General features: G+C 36.7%; 19 protein-coding genes. 12 read left to right on the forward strand and 7 right to left on the reverse strand.

Features of this window, described 5'->3' with window-relative positions; translation table 11 throughout:
* Positions 1-336 precede the first annotated feature (336 nt).
* The gene (locus tag AN34_RS18710; protein WP_157263357.1) at positions 337-3,081 is read right to left on the reverse strand and encodes a S8/S53 family peptidase; all 2,745 of its coding nucleotides are present in this window, start codon (positions 3,079-3,081) and stop codon (positions 337-339) included.
* A 203-nt stretch (positions 3,082-3,284) separates the two neighbouring features.
* On the opposite strand from AN34_RS18710, the gene AN34_RS18715 reads away from it, so the two are divergent.
* A complete protein-coding gene (locus AN34_RS18715; RefSeq protein ID WP_029288024.1) occupies positions 3,285-4,118 on the forward strand; it encodes a M57 family metalloprotease in 834 nt (277 codons plus the stop codon).
* A gap of 155 nt (positions 4,119-4,273) precedes the next feature.
* On the opposite strand, the gene AN34_RS18720 is transcribed toward AN34_RS18715, so the two are convergent.
* The gene (locus tag AN34_RS18720) at positions 4,274-6,781 is read right to left on the reverse strand and encodes a DPP IV N-terminal domain-containing protein (RefSeq protein WP_029288025.1); all 2,508 of its coding nucleotides are present in this window, start codon (positions 6,779-6,781) and stop codon (positions 4,274-4,276) included.
* A gap of 175 nt (positions 6,782-6,956) precedes the next feature.
* On the opposite strand from AN34_RS18720, the gene AN34_RS18725 reads away from it, so the two are divergent.
* From AN34_RS18725 to AN34_RS18735, 3 genes are read left to right on the forward strand one after another with little or no spacing between them, the layout of a single operon-like run.
* Positions 6,957-7,835: a polysaccharide deacetylase family protein gene (locus AN34_RS18725; RefSeq protein ID WP_029288026.1), complete on the forward strand. Its 879-nt coding sequence runs from the start codon at positions 6,957-6,959 to the stop codon at positions 7,833-7,835.
* 53 nt (positions 7,836-7,888) lie between these two features.
* Positions 7,889-8,776, forward strand: coding sequence for a polysaccharide deacetylase family protein (locus tag AN34_RS18730; RefSeq protein ID WP_029288027.1), 888 nt, complete (start codon positions 7,889-7,891; stop codon positions 8,774-8,776).
* Between the two features lie 40 nt (positions 8,777-8,816).
* Positions 8,817-9,986: a DUF3298 and DUF4163 domain-containing protein gene (locus AN34_RS18735; RefSeq protein WP_029288028.1), complete on the forward strand. Its 1,170-nt coding sequence runs from the start codon at positions 8,817-8,819 to the stop codon at positions 9,984-9,986.
* A 371-nt stretch (positions 9,987-10,357) separates the two neighbouring features.
* Here the strand turns inward: AN34_RS18735 and AN34_RS18740 are convergent, their stop codons facing one another.
* Both AN34_RS18740 and AN34_RS18745 read right to left on the reverse strand, forming a co-directional pair.
* Positions 10,358-10,810: a hypothetical protein gene (locus AN34_RS18740; protein ID WP_029288029.1), complete on the reverse strand. Its 453-nt coding sequence runs from the start codon at positions 10,808-10,810 to the stop codon at positions 10,358-10,360.
* Positions 10,811-10,962: 152 nt separating this feature from the next.
* A complete protein-coding gene (locus AN34_RS18745) occupies positions 10,963-11,538 on the reverse strand; it encodes a nitroreductase (protein ID WP_029288032.1) in 576 nt (191 codons plus the stop codon).
* Between the two features lie 359 nt (positions 11,539-11,897).
* Between AN34_RS18745 and AN34_RS18750 the strand changes: the two genes are divergently transcribed.
* The 6 genes from AN34_RS18750 (at position 11,898) to AN34_RS18775 (ending at position 17,473) form a co-directional block, all read left to right on the forward strand.
* Positions 11,898-13,520 (forward strand): ABC-F family ATP-binding cassette domain-containing protein, encoded by a 1,623-nt coding sequence (locus AN34_RS18750; RefSeq protein ID WP_029288034.1) that lies wholly within the window; start codon positions 11,898-11,900, stop codon positions 13,518-13,520.
* Between the two features lie 68 nt (positions 13,521-13,588).
* Positions 13,589-14,245 carry a hypothetical protein gene (locus AN34_RS18755; protein WP_029288036.1) on the forward strand — a complete coding sequence of 219 codons (657 nt, stop codon included), beginning with the start codon at positions 13,589-13,591 and terminating at the stop codon, positions 14,243-14,245.
* A gap of 100 nt (positions 14,246-14,345) precedes the next feature.
* Positions 14,346-15,038, forward strand: a complete 693-nt coding sequence (locus AN34_RS18760) for a DUF4397 domain-containing protein (RefSeq protein WP_051666718.1) — start codon at positions 14,346-14,348, stop codon at positions 15,036-15,038.
* A gap of 109 nt (positions 15,039-15,147) precedes the next feature.
* Positions 15,148-15,732 carry an RNA polymerase sigma factor gene (locus tag AN34_RS18765; RefSeq protein WP_082468465.1) on the forward strand — a complete coding sequence of 195 codons (585 nt, stop codon included), beginning with the start codon at positions 15,148-15,150 and terminating at the stop codon, positions 15,730-15,732.
* Positions 15,725-16,963, forward strand: a complete 1,239-nt coding sequence (locus AN34_RS18770; RefSeq protein ID WP_029288044.1) for an outer membrane beta-barrel protein — start codon at positions 15,725-15,727, stop codon at positions 16,961-16,963. Before AN34_RS18765 ends, AN34_RS18770 begins: the two co-directional genes overlap by 8 nt.
* Before the next feature lie 72 nt (positions 16,964-17,035).
* The gene (locus AN34_RS18775; protein ID WP_029288046.1) at positions 17,036-17,473 is read left to right on the forward strand and encodes a hypothetical protein; all 438 of its coding nucleotides are present in this window, start codon (positions 17,036-17,038) and stop codon (positions 17,471-17,473) included.
* 66 nt (positions 17,474-17,539) lie between these two features.
* Here AN34_RS18775 and AN34_RS18780 read toward each other — a convergent pair whose 3' ends face one another.
* Positions 17,540-18,046: a peptidylprolyl isomerase gene (locus AN34_RS18780; protein ID WP_029288049.1), complete on the reverse strand. Its 507-nt coding sequence runs from the start codon at positions 18,044-18,046 to the stop codon at positions 17,540-17,542.
* Positions 18,047-18,057: 11 nt separating this feature from the next.
* Positions 18,058-20,079, reverse strand: coding sequence for a thioredoxin domain-containing protein (locus tag AN34_RS18785; RefSeq protein WP_051666719.1), 2,022 nt, complete (start codon positions 20,077-20,079; stop codon positions 18,058-18,060).
* 165 nt (positions 20,080-20,244) lie between these two features.
* On the opposite strand from AN34_RS18785, the gene AN34_RS18790 reads away from it, so the two are divergent.
* Both AN34_RS18790 and AN34_RS18795 read left to right on the forward strand, forming a co-directional pair.
* The gene (locus AN34_RS18790; RefSeq protein WP_231625585.1) at positions 20,245-20,514 is read left to right on the forward strand and encodes a DUF1016 N-terminal domain-containing protein; all 270 of its coding nucleotides are present in this window, start codon (positions 20,245-20,247) and stop codon (positions 20,512-20,514) included.
* Between the two features lie 23 nt (positions 20,515-20,537).
* Complete coding sequence (locus AN34_RS18795) at positions 20,538-21,635, forward strand: mandelate racemase/muconate lactonizing enzyme family protein (RefSeq protein WP_029288055.1); 1,098 nt, start codon at positions 20,538-20,540, stop codon at positions 21,633-21,635.
* 80 nt (positions 21,636-21,715) lie between these two features.
* Here AN34_RS18795 and AN34_RS18800 read toward each other — a convergent pair whose 3' ends face one another.
* A complete protein-coding gene (locus AN34_RS18800) occupies positions 21,716-22,582 on the reverse strand; it encodes a glycoside hydrolase family 25 protein (protein ID WP_029288057.1) in 867 nt (288 codons plus the stop codon).
* Positions 22,583-22,708: the final 126 nt, after the last annotated feature.

Consider the following 22,708-nt stretch of genomic DNA (forward strand, 5'->3'; position numbering starts at 1 on the left):
TTGAAATTACAAAGAAATTAGCAAAAGCCAGAACATTCTCGTAGCAACACTTTTAAAGATCTAAAAAAGTAGAACGATTTAATGCGCTGTTACCTTTCAAATGATTTTGCCAATAGCGAAGAATGGCTTTTAAATGAGACACCAATCACTAGGATAGACGCAGGTCAGAATGATCAGCGCAGATTTTAAATTTCGCTTCTGCGGAAATAATCAAAATCTGCGGGAAAATTATTGCTTCATCCTGATTCGATTTATTGTACCCATATCTATAAATTTAATGGATTAACAGAGACACTACCTAATAGGATAAAAACTTATTCTTAACTATTTTAACAGCTATCTTTTAATTAGTTTAATTTTCTTTACCTGTTCTCCATTTTTATTAATTACGCCTACATAAACGCCAGTAGCCAATGCAGATAAATTAAAGCGGTTGGTACTTGCGGCCTTTTCTTCAAAAACTTTCTGTCCAAGAATATTAAATATAGTAAGACTATAATCTTCGAACGAACCACTTAAAATGGTTAAATAATCCGTCACCGGATTTGGATAGAATGAAAATTCATTTTCTTTAAGAAAAGTAGCAGAAACCAAATCACTTATTACATTTCCGGCTGTCGTTTCAAATGTTACCCGGTAAAACTGAATCCCCTGTTTGGGTTTATCATCAAATATGGTATAATCAAGCACATTACTGCCAGGTTTAGTTTGCTGCAAAGCAGTATATGTATTCACGCCTGTTTGTTTTTCCCAAATGATATTTTTGATACCGAGCGTCGTGCCGATATTCAGATCGATTTTAATCTTATCGTCAGATGTGGTGCTTGCAAAGAGACTCCTTATATAACAGGAAACCCCTTGTTGAGTATAATCTATGGTATAGCTTTTTAAACCCGTAAAATTGCTTCCATTTGCGGCAACAGCAAAATATTTTCCAGTGATAATACCCATGTCTAGCTTAACCAAAGTGTCGGTTACCGTTAAAATGGGAGAAAGTACATTATTGATTATACTGTAAACAGTATAATCTTTAGCCCCTATTTGAGGATTCCAATTCAAAACCACTCCGTCTTTACATACGTAGCCCACTTTTAAGGTTCTGGGTGCAGAAATCACAAAGCTTTGACTGGATACTACATTCCCTGCTACTTCCATTTTGATGATGGCCTTAGAAAATAAATCTGGTGCACCCCAGTTGTAAAAACCTTTAGCCAGATCTACATCTGATGCAATTGTTTTCCAGCTCACACCATCATCATAACTAACAGATAGTTTGCCCGTCTTCACATTGTATGTATTTTCCCAGCGGATATAATTATCTTCATTGGCAAAAAAGAAAACATCTTTTCCGGGTGTGATAAAAGAAAACGTGTTTTTAAACTGATAAGAATAAGCCAAAGCAAACCGCTGTTGTGCACCTTGAGTAATCCGGCCTCCGTTAACATGAATTTTAAAGTTTCCGGCTTCCGGATGAGCTATGCTGATCTGCTGGATATTATTAATGAGGTCAATTTTTCGCAGAGCGGGTTGTGCAATGGAATCTAAACTAGAAGCGCTGTTTAATACCCATGGTAATGTTATTTGTCCGGCTGGACTTTCTAAACTTAGATCCAGGCCATTAACCAGACTTTGCGCCGCATTCACCGCAGCAGCAGGATCATTCCATGCAATGGTTAGTTTTATTTCGGCAACATTATCCGGAATAACCAAAGGAATTTCAAGGTCTTGTCCTTTATTTACCTGATATAATGTAGCGCGGTTTTCATCAAGGGTTTTCAAGGATTGGGTTACATTCAGTTTTCCATAGCCGAATACATAATCTACATGTGGTGTTCCCAAATCATCAGCAGAATTAATTAAAACGGCCTTAACGAGTGAGGCTGACGGTGCTTTACCAAATTTCTGATGATAAAATTGCTCTAACAAAGCGATTGACCCACTACTGATGGCAGCAGAGCCCGAAGTACCATCTTCGCCTAAGGCTACCAGTTCGGGTTTTACCCGCCCGTCATACGCCGGGCCTTTACTACTTAGATTTTCAGAAACATTTTCACGGTTTATCCCTCCAATTACCAATAGGTTTTTGGCTTGTTTGAAATTCCCTGTCAAATTTGCCCTGGCAGTGAGTCCCTGATAAAAACCATTCGACGGGGTAAGTGTACCACTGTTTCCGGCAGAAAAAACATGTATTAAAGTATCTGTTTCAAAAATCTGCTGATCATATGCCGCCGCTTCAATGCCATAATTATTATCAATTCCGGTTCCATAAGAATGATTCTGTACACGAATTTGAAGTCGGTTTAATTCAGTGGTCAGATCTGGTAGTAAGCGATCAAAGCTTGAAAATGCTAGTTTTGCATTTGGTGCGGCACCCAAACCACGAACAAATGAATTGCCATTTCCTAAAGCTAGCGTAGCCATGGTGGTGGCATGAGACGTTGCAGAACCTATTGTAACTCCACCCGGAATGGTTTTGCCCAAGAGATCAAGATCAGTTATATCATACATTCCTTCTTTAAACGAGATATTAATCCCTGTCCCATCTATACCTGGAAAAAAGTTTCGGACATTGCTGATCTGGTTCAGGCCAAGATCTAATCCATTGATCACCACTTCTGGTTTAGCCAAAGAGATAATATCTGCATATAAAATATCATCAAGCGCCAATACATTGAGCAAATCATCAGGTAAAATATTAATGGTATAAACCGCATTCTGCTGATCTATTGATTTTACACTTAACCCTTTAAAGAATTCCGAATGTTCATTAATATTCTTTACCGCAAGCCTTACCAGGATAGAATCATTCTTTTTACCATTTTTATTGATCAGATTCATTAAACCATCGCTGGCTTTCCATAAGCCATTTGCCCGGGCCTGATAAATGACACTTTTAGATAGGCTGGAAACATCCTTTTGATCTATAATGAAATAATCGGCAGTAAGTTGCTTTCTGGGTCGCAGGTTTTGGATTTCTTTTGCGGTTAACTGATGATCAAACCTGATCACTAATACATCATTAGCCCGAAATTCATTCCCATTTCCATTGGCGGAAATAAATTTTTTAATTTTTTTCTCCACCCCACCAGGTTGTGCATATGCGTTTAAACCAAATACGCAAAGAAAAAAACATATAATTAAATATACAGTATTGACTTTCAAAAAATATTTTATTGTAAAATTTTGTTTACATCACAATTGTTCTCTAAATTAGCATTTATAAGGTAATTCACAAATTATATTAACTAACTTATCAAATAGTCCCCAATTAAAACTAAACTAAAATGAAAAGAACCAAATTTTTATCAGTTGCAGCAGCATGTTTATTGTTCACAACTATTTACTCTTGTAAGAGTAATGAGACAGAAAATGTTGCCGAAAATAAGGCTGATATTTCTACCAGTACCTTAGAAAAAGTTAAATCACTAGGCTTCAGCACAGAAAATATCCGCAAAATTAACGGTGGTTATTTAGTAGAAGGAGATATCCTTTTAACAGAAGCTAATTTATCTGAATCTGAAACAGGTGCTAAATTAAATATTGCTGAAACTGAGCAGTACAGAACCACCAATACAGTTAAATCATTACCCCGTGTAATTACCGTATCTGTAACTAATTTACCTCAGGTTTATAGTGATGCCGTAAATACGATGATCTCCAGATATAATTCTTTGGGATTAAGAATCACTTTCCAAAGAGCCAGTGCTGGCACTACAGGTAACATCAATGTTGTTGGTTTTAATGAAGCAGCAAGTGGCGGTTTTATTACTTTAGGCTCAGCAGGTTTCCCTACATCATCAGGAAATCCTTATAATGAGATCAGAATGAATACCAATTCTGCAGCTTACGGTTCTAACCCTAATCAATTGTATCTTGCTTCTGTGATCCAGCACGAAGTAGGTCACTGCATAGGTTTCCGTCATACAGATTATATGAACCGTGCATTTAGCTGTGGATCAAGTGGCGCAGGAAATGAAGGTGCATCTAACGTTGGCGCTGTGTTAATTCCAGGAACGCCTTCTACCCCAGATGCAGCATCTTTTATGTTGGCTTGTTCTAACGGAGGTAACCGTACATTTAACTCAAATGATGTTGTTGCATTAAATTACATTTACTAAAAACCATTATCGAATTACCTTATCATAAAAAGAGCCGCTTCATCATTAACCCATGAGGCGGCTCTTTTTCTTTTTAAAAAATTCTGACTTTAACAGTGCTATTCAAATTTCATCAGGAAACTAGGTTTAATAATAACAATTAAAAAATCGATAATTTATTTACCTGTTTTTTCAATATCTCTATCCATTTCAACCAGGTCTACATCACTGGGTTCAGAAAAATCGCCGATTAAATATTTATTAAAGTGATCTGCTAATTTCCAGAACGCGTATTCTGTCATATCACCAAAGCCATGTCGTTGGCCTGGAATAATCAGAAAATCAAAGCGTTTTCCGGCTTTCATCAATGCATTGGCTACCCTAATGGAATTAGCCGGATGAACATTATTATCAACATCACCATGCATCAGCAATAAATGCCCTTTTAGATTTTTGGCTAAATCAGGATTTTTATCAATACTATACTTAAATGAAGTATCTCCCTTTAATGAAATCGTTTCTTTCACACCATGGTGCTTTTCGCTCCACCAACGATTATAAATGCTGTTATCATGGTTACCTGCATTGGAAACAGCTACTTTAAAGAAATCAGGGTAGACCAACATGGCCGCAGTTGACATGAATCCTCCACCAGAGTGCCCCGTAATACCAACTTTTGATTCATCGATGAAGGCATATTTAGCTGCCAACTGTTCAATAGCGGTTTTCTTATCTGCCAAACCATAATCACGAAGGTTACCATAGCCATAAGTATGATACCATTTAGAACGTGATGGATTGCCTCCACGATTGCCAACAGTAATTACAATATATCCGAATTGCGCCAAGCGCTCTGTACGATCCATACTTTTACTAAATGTCTTGTTTACGGCTTCGGTTTGTGGACCCGGATAAACGTATTCAATGATCGGATATTTCTTTTTCGGATCGAAATCAAATGGCTTATACATTACACCATACAAATCTGTAATGCCATCATCGGCCTTTACTTTAAATGGCTCAGGATATTGATAACCAGCAGCCATTAATAAAGAAAGATCAGTGGTTTCCAACTCCATTACTTTTCTGCCATTCCGATCATAGAGCGTAGACTTTGGCGCCGTATTTACCCTAGAGTAGTTATCTACAAAAAAGGTATTGTTATCATTCATAAATGCTGCATGATCAAAATCGCCCGCATTAAGCAGCTTCATATTTGAACCATCAAAGTTAATGCTATACAAATGCAGGTAATATGGATCTTCTTTCCCCTCTCTCCCATTGGCTGTAAAATATAACACACGGTTCTTTTCATCTATATTAACGATGCTCTCGCAGTGGAACGCGCCCTTGGTAATTTGATTTTTAAGTTTTCCATTCTCATCAAAAAGATAGAAATGTGCCCATCCATCACGCTCACTCCAATGGATGAGTTCTTTGCCATCGTTCACCAATCCCGGACGATTTACCTCTACATAGGTATTAAAACGTTCGTCGATTATTGGTGTTACCTTTCCTGTAGCAATATCAATGGTTCCTATGTCAATTCTTTTTAAATCACGACTGGTGCGTGAAAAATAGAAGCGACTGTTATTTCCCAGCCAAATGGAAGGCCGGAACTCATTGTCACGGTCTTTAGCTAAAACCGGCTTGCTCCATACGGATACACTTTGATCTTTAAAAGCTGAAACATTTAATTTTTTATAACTTTTTGCCGCGAAATCAAAAAGCAAAACTTCATCCTGCGGTGCCTCCGTTTCCCCCGGCATCTGATATTTATAGGTTTCGAGTGTTGGGCGACCCGGAGTAACACTATTAATCACCCAGAGATCTTTAACCTTGCGGGAATCGGTTCGATCTAAAACAAAATATTTAGAATTTGGTGACCAAAGCACATAAGCAGCTCTTCTCTTTTTATTGTTTTTCTCGTTTTCAACATTGTTTTCGCCATCTCCATCACTCCCATAAGAATAAAACTTAACGCCATCCTTGGTTAGCTGATGTTCTACAATGGTGCTGTCTTCATCATTTTTAACCGCCTTTTTATAATTTTCTTTATCCATCCAGTAGAGGTTATAGTTACGCGAAAATATAATGGCTGATGAATCTGGTGCAACTGAACCCCAATCTGGCTTTGGCTTGGGCTTACTAAAATTGGGCACTTCTGTTAATTTTGATGAAGCCAGTTCATACTTAAAGGAATAAACTTTTTTCTGCATTGAATCAGCAGCTTTTTTGTCTTTACGATCTTTTTTAAGCTCATCTACAGAACTTTTAACTTCGAAAGAAATACTTTTTTCATCTGCGGCAAATTTTAGATTATCCAGTGGCAAATGTTCCGCATCAAATGGATCACGAACAATTAATGTGATGTCTGCAGCAAGCTTCGCATTATCAAATAACTGCTTTTTGGTTTTGGAGGCAGGATCTACCAAATACCAGAATTTACCCTTCGGACTTTCAAAAGTGTACCAAAAGCGATTGCTCAATTTTAACCAATGTGGATCAACAGCAGTTGAATACACCATTTTTTTTAGCTTATTCGGCGAAAAGCGAGATGCTAGTTGATAATTTGCCTTTGGTTGTGACTGAATATTTTCAGTGATGGTAAAAGTTTTGGTTTGTGCAAGAACAGTTAGCGACAGAAACTGTGCACAAAAGACTAATTTGTAAATTTTATTCATTAAGAAAGGTTTGGAACGGCTAAATTATTTAATAAAAGCCAATTATATTGGTCACAATTTGTAATAAATGCGTTATTGACGAGAAATTTATGCTGTAAATATTTTATTAACAAGCCATCATTTGATGGGTAAATAATTGTTAGAATTTATAGTTTTGCATCAATATACTATAACTATGAAAAACGGCGTACTAACCGCAATAACAGCTGGCGTAATTTTGCTGGCAAGCTGCCAATCCAAATCTACAGCAGAAACTTCAAAAACTGCAGATTCTACCGAAAATACAAATGTTAATGCTGCTAAAACAGCCACACCTATTGACGTATCCAAAATCAAAGTGGCTGATGCTAAAACCATACTGGCCCGGAAACAGGTGCCGATTTTGTGCTACCACCAGGTAAGAAACTGGAAACCGACAGATGGCAAGGTTGGAAAGGATTACATTGTTGAAATTCAGAACTTCAAAGACCAAATGAAAATGCTCGCCGATAGTGGGTACCATACCATCCTACCGGATCAGCTCTATGCCTATTTGAATACTGGCGCGGCATTACCAAGCAAACCCATCATGCTTACTTTTGATGATACCGACCTGGATCAGTTTACGATTGTAAATCCAACCTTGAAAAAGCTAGGTTACAAAGCGGTGTATTTTATCATGACTGTTTCTATTGGTAGAAAAGGAAAATTTGTTGATTATATGAGCAGCGATCAGATTAAGCAACTTTCAGATGAAGGAAACATCATTGGCTCACATACTTATGACCACAAAAACTTCAAAAAATATGCAGGTAAAGATTGGGAAGAGCAATTAGATAAACCTACAAAAAGGCTGGAAGAAATTACGGGTAAAAAAATGACAGAGTTTGCTTATCCGTTTGGGCTATGGAATGCAGAAGGTATTCCAGAATTGAAAAAACGTGGTTTCAGAATGGCTTTTCAACTATCAACCAAACGTGATGAAAAAGATCCTTTATTTACCATCCGCAGAATTATTGCCAGTGGTTACTGGAGTCCGAAAACATTAAGTAACAGCATTAAAAATAGTTTCTAATTTTTAACCTCGGCATTAGCCGGGGTTTTAATTTTTTACTAAAATTATTATCAGTGAAAAAGAGATTAAAACCAGCACCAGGGCTTTACCCCTTAATTTTAGCTTTATTTACAACTTTACTTTCTACTGCCTGCAGTAATTCACCAAATAAGGAAAAAACCACTAAAAATACTTTTACCACTGAAGTTAAAGAAGATACTGCTAAGCAAAAGCCTGCAGATGCCAAAGCCATTATGGCTAAACGTGAAGTCCCGGTTTTGTGCTACCATCAAATCAGGAATAACCTGGCTAGCGACAGCAAAAGGGCACACGATGATATTATTTCACCAGATAAATTTCGTGAACACATCAAAATGCTGGCAGATAGTGGCTACCATACTATTTTACCAGATCAATTATACAATTACCTGGTTTTTCATGCCAAACTTCCTGAAAAGCCCATCATGATTACTTTTGATGATACGGACATGGATCAATTCACTGTGGGCAATTCTACGCTAAAAAAATATGGCTTTAAGGGTGTATATTTTATCATGACGGTATCCATAGGCCGCAAAGGCCGGATCAATTATATGACCAAAGAAAACATCAAACAGCTATCAGACGAAGGAAATACCATTGCCAGCCATACTTACGATCATAAAAATTTTGCACAATTTACAGATGAAGACTGGAAAACCCAAATTGACGAACCAACCAAAAAACTCGAACAAATTACAGGGAAAAAAGTAGAATATTTCGCTTATCCATATGGTATTTATAAAGCATCAACTTTACATAAACTAAAGGAACATGGCTTTAAAGCTGCCTTTATACTTTCTACCACCAGAGATGAAAATTATCCGCTTTACACCATTCGCAGAATAATAGATCCTGGAAGATATACCGCCAAAAACCTATATTATAGTATTAATAAGAGTTTCAACAAAACAAAATCATAAGTTCAACTGTCAATTCTATTAATTGCGACTAACCGAACCTATGAAAAAGTACTTATTATTTTGCCTTCTGCTAACAGCTATTATTTATGCATGTAATAACAATGAAAATAAATCTGGCCATCAGGAAAATCAAGATTCCGCTAAACCAATTGAAAAGCAGGAATTAAAAGGTAACTTCTACAAAAGATTGGAGGGCACAATTGCCGGGAAACCAGTGGTAATGAATCTTCAGCGATTAGATGGGGATTTAGATGGAAATTATTATTACGATGGTTCTTGGTTAAATTTATCAACTGATACCATAATCTCCCAAGATAGCCTGATCTTATCAGAATACAGTTTTTACACTTCATATTTTGATCAAAATTCTAAGGAGCCTCATCTGCATTTAAAATGGACTGGTAAAGGCTTTAAAGGGACATGGAAAAGTGGTGATGGAAGTAAAAGTTTTCCAATCATCCTGGAAGAAAAATATCCTGAAGGCAGTTATCAATTTACCACGGGTATTTACCAGGATTCAGTTGTTGCGTTTACCAATAAATCAAATTCTCCAACAGCAGAAATTACTTTTGAATACCTGAAAGCTAATGGTACAGATGATTCGGGAAACTGGTTAAATGAGCAGTTAAAAAAAATAGACGGTTTAGCAACATCAGCTGATCGGGAAGTTAGTTTTAAATCTATTGCTGCTGAATACTTTAGAGATTATAAATCTCAAATAGCCGAGCTGCAGAAAGAAAGTAAAAATGATAACTACGAAAGATGGATGAATTACACCAGCAGTAGTCAGCAAACGGTGTTATATAATGAGAAAGGTTATGTTGTAGTAGATTTTCTAGCTGATGCCTATACTGGAGGCGCACATGGAAACTACAGTAGCTCCATGTATTGCCTGGATGTTAAAAACAAAAAACAACTGATATTGAGTGACGTTGTTAAAATAGATTCGAATAATCTCCAAAAATTATTGGAAAAGAATTTAAGAAGACAATATAACATTAAACCAAATGATGCAATCAGTACTGTTTTATTTGATGACTATCTTAAGCCAAATAAAAACTTTTATTTTAATTCAAAAGGCTTGGCGTTCATGTATAATCCTTATGAAGTAGCCAGTTACGCACAAGGGCAAATTGTTGTTTTCATTCCTTTCAACGAATTGAAAGTATATTTGGTTCCATCTTTCGCTGAAAGAATTGGCGCAAAATAATTCAACTTGCGAAGTTTATAAGGCCTGGTGCAAAGAAAACTTCGCAAGTTTCAATAAAAACTCTTTCAAAACTAACGAAATTCTTCAACCACACCGTCCAGCTAAATTTCGTAAGTCGATGTCCTAACTTGCGAAGTTTATAGGCCTAAGCGAAGGAAAACTTCGCCTGTCTAAATAAAAAACCTATGTGAGACTGACGAAATTCTCCCAGCCACACCGTCCAGCTAAATTTCGTAAGATGATTGGTCTAACTTGCGAAGTTTATAGGCCTAAGCGAAGGAAAACTTCGCCAGTTTAAATAAAAAACCAATGTGAGACTGACAAAATTCTCCCAGCCACACAAACTATTTAAATTTCGTAAGTCGGCTTAACTAAAGAATCTCCTTTAACAAATATTTCTTACCGTTAAAATTTAACACGTCCCCTGCTTTTTTCCCGATGAAAAGTTTACCAATCGGCGCTGCCTGAGAAACGGCAAAGAACTTATGCCCATCTAAGTTAAGTTCGCCTGCACTGATGCTGATATAAAAGTTTCCTTCTGATGTAAAAACCAAACTGCCATTTTTAACTTCTATTGAAACATCAACACTTTCAATTTGCTGTAAAGCAATTTTTTGCTGGCCAGCCTCATAGAGCAGTTTACTATTGCGATCCATTTCCTGTTGCATCATTTCACGGGTGGTTTCGTACTTATCACCAGCGCTACTTTTGGTATCATCATTTGATGCCTGGCGTGCCTGCTGCAATGAATATTCAATATTTTCTATACGGTTTTGAATAAAAGTAAGACACAGCTGATAAAGCTGAGATTTTATAGAAGACATATTTTGATGTAAAATGGATAAAGGAAAGAAAGTAATATTTTCGAAATTCGTCATTTCGATGCTAAAGAAGAAATGTTCACCAATCGATTAAATGATTTTTCAAACTCATCGTCACTTCGTTGTGCACCAGTCGAAATGACAAATACGCCAAATTAATCTTCAATCCAGCGAACTTTATCAGCCATCGGCGTACGGTTTGGCGCCCAGGGCGTTTCATTATGATAGCCCATATAAAACAATCCGATGCATTTTTCATTTTCTTTTAACCCAAGAAAATCACTTAAACTTTCAATTAATGGTGGAGAACTCCAATAAGCACCAACATTTAAACTTTCGGCTGTTAATGCCATGTTTTGAACTGCACAAGATACTGCAGCCAGTTCTTCCCATTCCGGAATTTTACCACTAACTGCCATGTTGATCGAGATAATGCAATCAGATTGACTTGTTTTTTCGGCAAAGCTATCATACTTTTTTTGAAGAAACTGATGCGACGGAACAAGGTCTTTATATAATCTGCCTAGCTCCTCGCCCAACTTTGCTAAGCCAGCTTTTCTAATCACGGTGAAGCGCCAGGGTTGTGTTAATTTATGTGTAGGTGCGTAGTTTGCGGTTTCTAATATTTGATCAATTACCTCTACAGGGATTTCTTTTTTAATATAACTAGCCGGAAAAATACTACGGCGTTCTTTAATTACTTTTGAAATGATTTCATATGTTGTACTCATTTGGTAAAAATAGTAAAAAGGTAAAGATTAAAGAGAATGGTTAATCTATTTTAAAGTTACTAATGCTAAAGAAACTGGATATTGTTCCGATGACGAGTCAGGTTTTTGGCTGCCAAAAGCACAAGACTGATTAACCTAAACCCGATTGAACGAAAATACTTTTTATGCTTTTCACAGTTAGTAACATTAATGAGAGAAACGCTGATAGGGTTATTAACTTTATTTAAAAAGATTGCAGTGAAAGCGGGGTTGCACACGCAATAATTGCTAAACTTTCATTTTCAAATTACTAATCTTAAACCTTCTACCTTTTTACCCTCAACCTTTTTCCCTATCTTTGCGGCTTATTTTATTTGTTTATGATTTCAGTTTCTAATTTATCCTTACGATACGGCAAACGCACATTATTTGAAGATGTTAACTTAAAATTCACTCACGGCAATTGCTATGGTGTTATTGGGGCTAACGGAGCAGGTAAATCTACTTTCCTGAAAATTTTATCAGGAGAAGTTAACCAAACTTCGGGTAGTGTTGCTTTTACTCCAGGCGAAAGAATGGCGGTTTTAAAACAAAACCACTACGAATTTGATGAAGTTTCCGTACTTGAAACCGTAATGATTGGTCATAAAGAACTTTATGCCATCATGAAAGAGAAAGATGCCATTTACATGAAGGAAGATTTCTCAGAGAAAGATGGTGAACGTGCAGGAGAATTAGAAAACATCTTCGCTGAAATGGATGGATGGAATATGGAAAGCAATGCAGCAACCATGCTGAGCAATCTTGGCATTACGGAAGATAACCACTATAAATTATTAAAAGAGTTAGACAATACCCAAAAAGTTAGGGTGTTGCTGGCACAGGCCTTATTTGGTAATCCGGATATCTTATTACTGGATGAGCCAACCAACGATTTGGACATTGAAACCATTGCCTGGTTAGAAAACTTCTTAGCCGATTATCAGAATATTGTTTTAGTGGTAAGTCACGACAGGCACTTTCTAGATGCAGTTTGTACACACATTGTAGATATCGATTTTGCTAAAATGAGTATCTACACTGGTAACTATACTTTCTGGTATGAATCTAGTCAGCTGGCTTTAAAACAACGTAGCGACCAGAATAAAAAGATGGAAGATAAGGTGAAGGAGCTGCAGGAATTTATCAGAAGGTTTAGTGCAAATGCATCGAAATCAAAGCAGGCTACCTCACGTAAAAAGGCTTTAGATAAAATTGACATCACTGAAATTAAAGCTTCCAGCCGTAAATATCCCGCTATTATTTTCAATAACACTGGTCGTGAAGCGGGCGATCAGATCTTACAGGTAGAGAATTTAGGTAAATCCGGAAATGATGGCATTTTGTTCGACAAAATTACTTTCATGGTAAATAAGGGTGATAAAATTGCTGTATTATCTCAAAATAGTTTAGCAACCGCAGCTTTTTATGATGTTTTAACAGGAAGAGATAATGATCATAAAGGTGAATTTAAGTGGGGTGTAACCATCAGCACAGCAGATATCCCTAATGATAACTCTGAATATTTTGCAGGTAAAGATGAAAACCTGGTTGACTGGTTACGCGAATATTCAGGAACCGATGCTGATGAGCAATTTGTAAGAAGCTTTTTAGGCCGGATGTTATTCTCTGGTGAAGAGGTTTTAAAGAATGTAAAAGTGCTCTCAGGAGGTGAAAAAATGCGTTGCATGTTCTCTAGAATGATGTTACAACAGGCTAATCTTTTAATGTTTGATGAACCTACAAATCACTTGGATCTGGAATCTATCGAAGCATTAAACAATGGTATGAAAGACTTTAAAGGTGCCATATTGTTTACTTCAAGGGATCACCAGTTAACAGAAACCGTGGCAAACAGAATTATTGAAATTACGCCTAAGGGTACAATTGATAAGTTAATGACATACGATGAATACATTAACAGTGCCGATGTTGCCAAACTCCGTGAGGAAATGTATGCATAATCCTTAATAAAAATATAACATTGAAAGAGTTTTGATATCACGTCAAAACTCTTTTTCTTTATATAGCTATGAAGACATTATTAACCGCTATACTTTTAACCTTTACTTTAAGTGCCTTCGCACAGAAAAGTGATTCAACAACTTTCCGTACGACCAACATCCATGAGAAATTTATAGAACGTTACACCGTAATAAAATCTAATAAGAACATCAAAAATGGATTCGCGGAGGTCTTGTTCAACCAAAAACAAATTGCTTCAGGTTATTATCAAAATAATGAAAGGGTAAACCAATGGAAATTTTATTTATTAAATGGTGTGCTGGAACAGGTTTATAATTATAGCACTAAAAAAGTGGAGTTTGAAATGGAGGATAAATCCACTACCTATCATTTAGAAAATGCAAAAGAAGGAGATACAATTATTCGCCCAGTTAAAATTGGCGGCAATTTCAGTGCTATTTTAATATTAAATAGAATCCTTTATCCTGACATGAATCTCAGAAAAAGAAACGGGACTTACACGGTAAGCTATACCTATTTTTTAGATGAATTGGGCAAGATTATGAAACTAGAACGAAACGTTATTGGTTCTAATTTTAATGAAACCAAAAGCATTGACCAAAATTTATTCAGATCGGAAGAACTGGCTTGTAATCCTGGTTATGTGAATGGTAAGCCGGTAAAAAGTACGATAACCATTTCTCATCACTTAACAGTAAATTAAATTTTTGCTATTGTAGCGTTTTCATTTGCTTAATCGTTTTATCATCAAAAGCGTTAATGGCCATTAACCAATTTTGTTAAAAGATTGATTTAAATACATTATGAAAACTAAAAACTACTTAGGCTTAAGCACTAAAATAATATGCGCATTATTTGCGATCACACTCACTTTTTCTGCCTGTAAAAAAGATTGGAATGACGATCCGATTGAGGCTGCTGGTATAGGCTTTGTACATGCTTCTCCGGGAACTGCGGCTTTAGATTATATCCTTGACAATCAAAAAATTGGAAGTTTTAGCTATACCAATGACCGCGGATATTTTGCGGCCTACCCTGGCACCAGAATTGTAGGTGTTTCTAAGAAAGACTCGCTTAAATATTTAACCAATGGAACAGCTGCTTTAAAAGGTGGTTCATTTTATTCTGTATTTGTAGTAGATACCTTAAAATCAACTAAACTTTTATTGGTTGAAGATGATTTGAAGGCACCTGAAACGGATAAGGCAAAAATTCGTTTTATTAATTTAAGTCCGGGTTCTTCACCTTTAGATTTAGCATTGGACGGAAACGCTACAGCATTATTTACCTCAAAAGCATTTAAAGAATATACGGCTTTCACCTCAATTAATCCATCAGAGAATTATACTTTCCAGGTGAAGCAGGCCGGAACAGTTAGGGCTACCTTACCCGCAATAAAAATTGAAAAAGGTAAAATCTACACCATTTGGGCAAAGGGTTTAAGCAATGCAACTGATAGTACTAAATTTGGTTTAGCTATCATGACTAATAAATAACATCTACCAATTGAATTTAACACCATTCGGTAAAATGGATGGTGTTATTTTTTAATTTTGAAATAAATAAGCATTAAAACTAATCAAACCCTAAACAGGCTTTTACAGCGTGATCAAAAAAATACTCAGATTTGAGGAGATTTTAAAAGGCTGTGTAAAAAACGACAATAGCTGTAAAGAAATGATGTATAAATCATTTTATGGCTATTTAATGGGTATAATTTTAAGGTATACCAAGAATACTTCAGACAGTGAAGAACTTGTAAATGATACCTTTATCAAGATATTTAAACATGTTGCGGGGTTTAAGCCACCAGCAAATCCTGAAGAGTTACAGAGATCTTTCAGGGGCTGGATTGCGCAAATTGCTTCAAGAACGGCAATAGATAAAATCAGAAGTTCGAAAGCTCATTTTTATGTGGATGAATTAAATGAAGATCAACATCCGGTTACCCAGGTCTCAATAGCATCCGAACTTCATGTGAGTGATATTATGAATTTATTGAATCATTTGCCAGATACGCAACGACTGGTATTTAACTTATATGAGATTGAAGGCTTTGCACATGAGGAAATTTCAAAAATGCTAAACATTCCGGAAAGTTCAAGTCGTGTTTATTTAACCCGATCAAAAAATAAGTTGCGTACACTTTACACCAACACATTAGTTGGTACATATAAAAAAAATGGATAAGGAATTAATTGAACATATCACTACCCAGTTACAAAATCACGAGGAGAATTACGCTCCTGGTGCCTGGGAGCGCTTTTCTAAAAAGGAGGAAGATAAGCGTAGGGGTTTTGTTTTATGGCCGTTATGGACGGCTGCAGCCATTATTTTCATTATTTCAGGCATATTTTTTATTCATCGTAGCGAAGAATCACAACAACCTATTGTGGTAAAATCAAAAGTTCAAAATACAGAGTCGCCAATAGCTAGAAAGGTAGAAGAAAATGATCACTCAAATGAGTCGTTCAATCAAGTTACAACATCGACAGAAATCAACCAGATAGAAAAACAAGTCTATATTCCATCCTATTTTAAATCATTAGACAGCAACCTAAATCTTCATCCTAAACAGGATGTTATTGCACAAACTTATCAGCCAATGGAAGAATTGATAACAGATAAGACCAATGATTTTATTGCTAAGCCAGCTGATATTAAAACTGTTGATGCCAACCCAGTTACTACAATTGTTCAGGCTGAGAAGCAAAAAACAGAAACGAATAAAAAGTTATCTTTTGAAGATTTGTTAGCCGTTGATAGCAAAGTAAACCAGCAACATCCAACCTATAGTAAAACTGATCAGCATTCTAAATGGCAGCCAGACGTGTATGTGGCGCCATCAATGGGTAATGACAATAAGTTAAACATGAATTATGGATTCTCTTTATCTTATGCCATTGCCAATAAGTTATCCATCAGCTCTGGCGTTTCTTATGCTTCCATTAGTTCTACAGAATCGCAGAATGCTGCCGCACCTCAATCGTTATCTGGCAAAAACCTGGAATCTATCAATGCAAAAGTACAGGGAATTAATGTGCCATTAGAAGTGCGTTATAATATTTCAGACAAGTTATATACGGGCATTGGCGTTTCTGCCCTTGCTGTTTTAAACAATTCGCAACAAAACACCTATCTGGTTAATCAAGTCCAAACCCTGTCATCTCCATTAGCCAACGGCACGATGGATTCTAAAAGTTTTATTGTGGCAGAAAAAAAAAGTGAGCCACAGCCAACATCTAGCATCGACCCGGATAAATATATTGGTTTTTACAATTTCTCTTTAGGCTATAAACAAAAGATATCCAAAAAGAATAATATTGCCATTGAGCCCTTTTTAAGGCTACCGATGAAAACTTTTTCAAGAGAAAACTTAAATCTTACCAATGGTGGCTTACGTTTAAAGGTAGATTTTTAAAAAAGTGTACTAAATCCTTTACCTGATCACCATCATCTCTTTTTGTATATTTGCTTTTCAGATAAAATTCAGATGAGATTATTAACTTTTTTATTGTTCATTTTTATTGGTTTTTCGGCCAGTGCACAGCATGATCCCAGCGATCAGATGGATTCGCCCAATTGGGATATTATTGGTGGGGTTAAAATTAAAACAGTAAAGCCTACAGAAACCTATGCCATTTATAATGCAGGAATCCAGAAGTATGAAAGTAAACCATTTGAGCTATCGGGCTATATCGTACCAATAAAGGATGGCATGAAGCAAACCAAATTTATGCTTTCTACCTTACCTATAAACCAGTGTTTTTACTGCGGAAAAAATGGAATTCCCATTATGGTGTTGGTAGAAATGGCTGAGCCTATTAAATTTACTTATCAACCAATTACCGTGAAAGGGGTTTTGAAGCTGAACAAGGGAAATGCCATGAATAACCCTCCGGTTGAACTGATTACAGCTAAATTATTATAAAAAAATCCCGATATTCATCGGGATTTTTTAGTTTTATCAATTTGAATTTACGATTTTTTGATCAATCTAGTGATCCGCATGTCCATCTGCGCCGTGTGCATGACCGTGAGCCAATTCATCCTGAGTAGCTTCACGAACGTTTAAAATAGTACCTGCAAATAATAAATTTTTACCTGCCATCGGGTGGTTCAAATCTACCGCAACCGTCTCTTCATGAACAGCTGTTACACCTGCTCTGAATTGGTTACCATTGTTATCTTGCAAAGGAATTACATCACCAACAGCCGGAACTTCGCCACCTGCTTCAGTAAACATGGTTTTTGGCAAATCAGCAAAAGCTCCTGGATCAAGTTCTCCGTAACCATCAGCTGCAGATAACTCAAAGCTATACTCATCACCGGTTTTTAAGCCGGCCAAGTGCTCTTCGAATTTTGGCAACATCATGCCTACGCCATATAAAAATACTAAAGGATTTTGCTCATCAGCTTTTTCAACAAAAACTTGTTGTCCTTCTTCGTTTGTAGTGTGCAATTCATAAGTTACTGCGACTACTGAGTTTGGTGAAATATTCATTCAGATTTTTTTTATTGTAAATACACTAATGCTTCCTCAACAGTATTAACCGGTAACTGGCACACATTATTTCGGCAAATATAAACTTTTGTTTCATTGCTTTGCTTCCCTTTTAACAGGGGTAGGTTACTTTTTGTTCCGCCTAAAGTAATTTTATTGGGAATATAATGATTGCTTAACTGCAGTTTAACCAAATCTGTTTCTAAACCAGTAATTGCAATTTCATTGATGCCGTAAATTTCATTCAGCAGTAAAATAGCCCAATTAGAATAAGCTGAACCATATGTTTTGATTTTGGGATGTACCGCAGCAAGCATTTCTACTGCCTTATCGTGATAATGCCCGAAATCAAATAATAAACCAAGTTTCTTCAAATTTAGCGCCATGGTAGAGTTTGCAGCAGGAATCACATTATCCATTACCTCATGTTTACGGGCAATAAGGTCTTCACTTTCTGCCGAAGTATAAAACAACATCGGTGAATGATCATCGCTAAATTTATTTAAAACATAATCTGCGAATGATTTTGCTTCAATCAGCCATTTCTCATCAAAATCATATTCATAAAGTGCTATTAAAGCTTCAATTAGGAAGGCATAATCATCTAAAAAACCAGTGATAGATGCTTTACCATTTTTATAATTACGATACAAGCCACCTGCTTCCGATTTCATATTTGTCAAGATGAAATTTGCAGCCGCAGATGCTTTCTGATAATAGAAATCATGGCCCAAAACCTGTGCAGCATCTGCCAGTGCTTTAATCATCATACCGTTCCAGGCCGTTAAACATTTATCATCCAACCCTGGGCGAATCCGTTTATTTCTAACCTCAAGTAACTTTGCTTTTGCCTGGTTTACCTGATCAAATAAATCATCAGCAGTAATTCCATATTTTGCCAAAAGGCTGTCATCCTCAATTGTTTTTCTTAAAATATTGGTATGTTCTTCTTCCCAGTTGCCCTCTTCGGTAACGTTATAATATTCTGCCAGCAGTGTAGCATCATCTCCTAAAATCTGGTTAAATTCAGTTTTATCCCAAACATAAAATTTACCTTCAACCCCTTCGCTATCTGCATCTAAAGCTGAATAAAACAACCCTTCTGGTGAAGTCATTTCATTAAAAACCCATTCAATGCTCTCGACAGCCGTACGTTTAAATGAATCAAATTTGGTGCATTGATAAGCCTCTATATATAAACTGATTAACTGTGCATTATCATAAAGCATCTTTTCGAAATGTGGCACATGCCATTTATCATCAACCGAGTAACGGGCAAAACCACCAGCAAGCTGATCATAGATTCCTCCCCTGCTCATCTCTTCCAGTGTATGGCAAACCGGTGTAAAAATTGATTCATCATCGTTCAGAAATCCATATCGCAATAAGAAAACCCAATTATTGGGTAGCGGAAATTTTGGGGCACGATTATAGCCTCCATAGCCTATATCGAAATGGCGTTTCCATGGATCAATAATTTCAGTTAAATGATCTTGAGTATAATCTTCTTTACGTTCAACAGCAATGATTTTTTCACTATCATTTATACCAGCAGTTAGTCTTGCCGCGTATTCAATTGCCTTATCTGGTTCATTTGTCCAAAGTGCAGCAACATTTTCCAGTACATTAATCCAATCTGTTTTACGGAAGTATGTGCCACCATAAATCGGGCGCTGATCTGGCAGACAAATACAATTCAATGGCCAGCCTCCGCTACCAGTCATGAGCTGGATGGCATACATATAAATCTGATCAATATCCGGACGTTCCTCCCGATCTACCTTGATGCAAACGAAATGCTGATTCATTACTTCTGCCACCTCATGGTTTTCAAAACATTCTCGTTCCATTACATGGCACCAGTGGCAGGCCGAATAGCCAATACTAACTAAAATCAGCTTATTTTCTGCCTTCGCCTTTTCCAGAGCTTCTGTGCCCCATTCATACCAATGCACTGGATTATAAGCATGTTGTAACAGGTAGGGCGAAGATGCGTTAATTAAATTATTGGGTTCGGAATGTGTATTTGACATGAAATAAATGAATTATAATATTAAACAAGTAAAGCTATAAATTATCTACAATGCTGCTCCCTTTTAGTTTTGTTTTTCTAATTTAGATGTCGATCAATTTTTGATTATGGAATTAGCTAAAAACGATTTCTCAATATTGTTAAGGAAATCATTATTCAGTCTCGTCTGAAAGTTTACCGGGCTGCAAATTCTGAATTACTTGAATCTTACTGGCAAATTGGTAAGTTGATTGTTGAGGATGAACAGCAAGGTAAAGCCCGGGCAGATTATGGCAAAAGTACGTTAAAGAATTTATCGCAACAGCTTACGCTTGAGTTTGGAAAAGGATTTGATGAAAGTAATTTGAGAAATATCAGAAGTTTCTTTAAAGCTTTTCCAATTCGTGACGCATTGCGTCACGAATTGAGTTGGACGCATTACCGGCTGCTTTCCTGATTAGATTAGAAAAAAAATAGAAAATGAAAATCACGCATACCGAAATATATCGCTTTAGTATCCCGATGGAACCCTTTGTAATTGCAACCGGAACCATGCATTTCGCACAGAATGTATTGATTAGAATTTATACGGATGCGGGCATCCACGGCATTGGTGAATGCTCAGCTTTCCCGATGATTGTGGGCGAAACACAGGATACCTGTATTGCGATGGCCAAAGACTTTGCCGCCATTTTAAAAGGTAAAGATCCATTGGAAATTCCTGAAAGAATGAATGATCTTCTGTCTTATGCCGATCATAACAGTACCATAAAAAGTGCTTTTGATATGGCTTTGTTTGATATTGCAGCTAAGCATGCCGGACAGCCGCTCTATAAATTTCTAGGCGGAACAAGGAGAACCATAGAAACCGATATGACAATTGGTATTGATTCACCTGCAGGAATGGCTATAACAGCATTAAAATATAAAAGTCTGGGTTGCCGGATTTTAAAAATCAAATTAGGGAAGAACATTCAGGATGATATTGAACGGGTTAAACAAATCCGTGACGCGGTTGGTACTGAAATCACCTTGCGCCTGGATGCCAATCAGGGATGGAGTTTTGATGAGGCGCTATTTGCGCTTAGTGAATTGGAACAATATAATATCGAATTTTGTGAACAGCCCATGCGTACCTGGTATGATGACCGACTCCCAGAACTGAATATCAACTCTCCTATTAAACTCATGGCTGACGAAAGCTGTTATAACCACCACGATGCCAGAAAGCTGATCAATAGCCAATCGACCACTTACCTAAACATCAAATTTTCAAAATCTGGCGGCATTTTAGAGGCTCAAAAAATTCATGAGGAAGCCTTAAAAAAAGGCATAAAATGCATGATTGGCAGCATGCTGGAAAGCCGGATTGCCTTAAGTGCTAATCTTCATTTCGCACTTGCTAGCCCAAACGTAGCGTTTTTTGATTTAGATACCGCGTTACTTGGTCGCCTGGTAGATCCTGTTGTGGGCGGATTGACTTATAATGGTTATTTCCTTGATGTACCTGAAGAAGTTGGGATTGGTGCAGAGGCTGATGAATTTTTCCTGGAAAAATGCGAAAGTTGGACAGTATAGTTCATTGATGTATTGGAGTCATAAGTTCAATAGTTTTATGGCTTGATGACACCTTACCCAATGTACTAATGACAAATGAACTATTTCACCAGCATATTTGCAAGTGAAGTACTATCACCATTAAATGCATTAAAATCAACCACATGGCCGATGCCATTTATTTTGGCTTTGTCTGAATGTTGCCAAAATTTCCAGCGGCTTTTATCCAATCTTAATTTGGGTTGATAATAATGTGCAATCCATAAAGGATATTCATCTAATTTTCCTTCGAGATGATCTTCATAAAACTTTAAACCTGTGTAAATGATCGGGCGGACACCCGTTTTCATTTCTATATAAGTGAGAAAATCTGAAAGCTCCAGCCTCATTCTAAGCGGAGAAACACCGTCTAAAGTTTCAATATCCACAACAGGTGGTAAATCGCCCTTTTCAATATTTACCACTTGTAAGAAAAATTTTGCCTGTGCCCGCCCACTTTTTTTTGGTCTAAAAAAATGATAAGCACCACAAATAATTCCAGCCTTTGGTGCTTCACGCCAATTGCGTTGAAAATATGGATCAACTTGTAAAATACCTTCAGTAGCTTTAATAAAGGCAAAGCTGACTTTAACCTCATCTTCTTTCATTGCCTTTACTTTCTGCCAGTTAATTTTACCCTGGTAGTATGAAACATCAATACCATGCACCGTATATTTCTTCGGAATTTTAATATTAAAGCTTTTGTACGTACGATAATTTGGGTCTTGTCCCCAATCTTTAATCCACCGCCAAGTGGCTACAAAACCATTTAAAACATAACCATAATAAAGTGGTGAAAGTAAAATCAATAATAAGCCTGCCAGCGCAATTTTCATCTGTATAGAAAGCACAGCTGGCTTTTTCTTATTTAGCGCAGGCTTTCTGGTAGTTTGCTTTCTGGCAACAGGCTTTCGTTTTTCTGGCGGCATAAATGTTTTATGTCGCTAAGTTGAGGAAAATGTAGTGAAATAAAAAAGGGATTGCCGGATTAGATTAATCTATATTCTTACTAAATGGTTTTTAAATTCGACAACAATATATCTGAATGAATAAAT

The organism is Pedobacter sp. R20-19 (genome assembly GCF_000708265.2).
Lineage (GTDB): Bacteria > Bacteroidota > Bacteroidia > Sphingobacteriales > Sphingobacteriaceae > Pedobacter.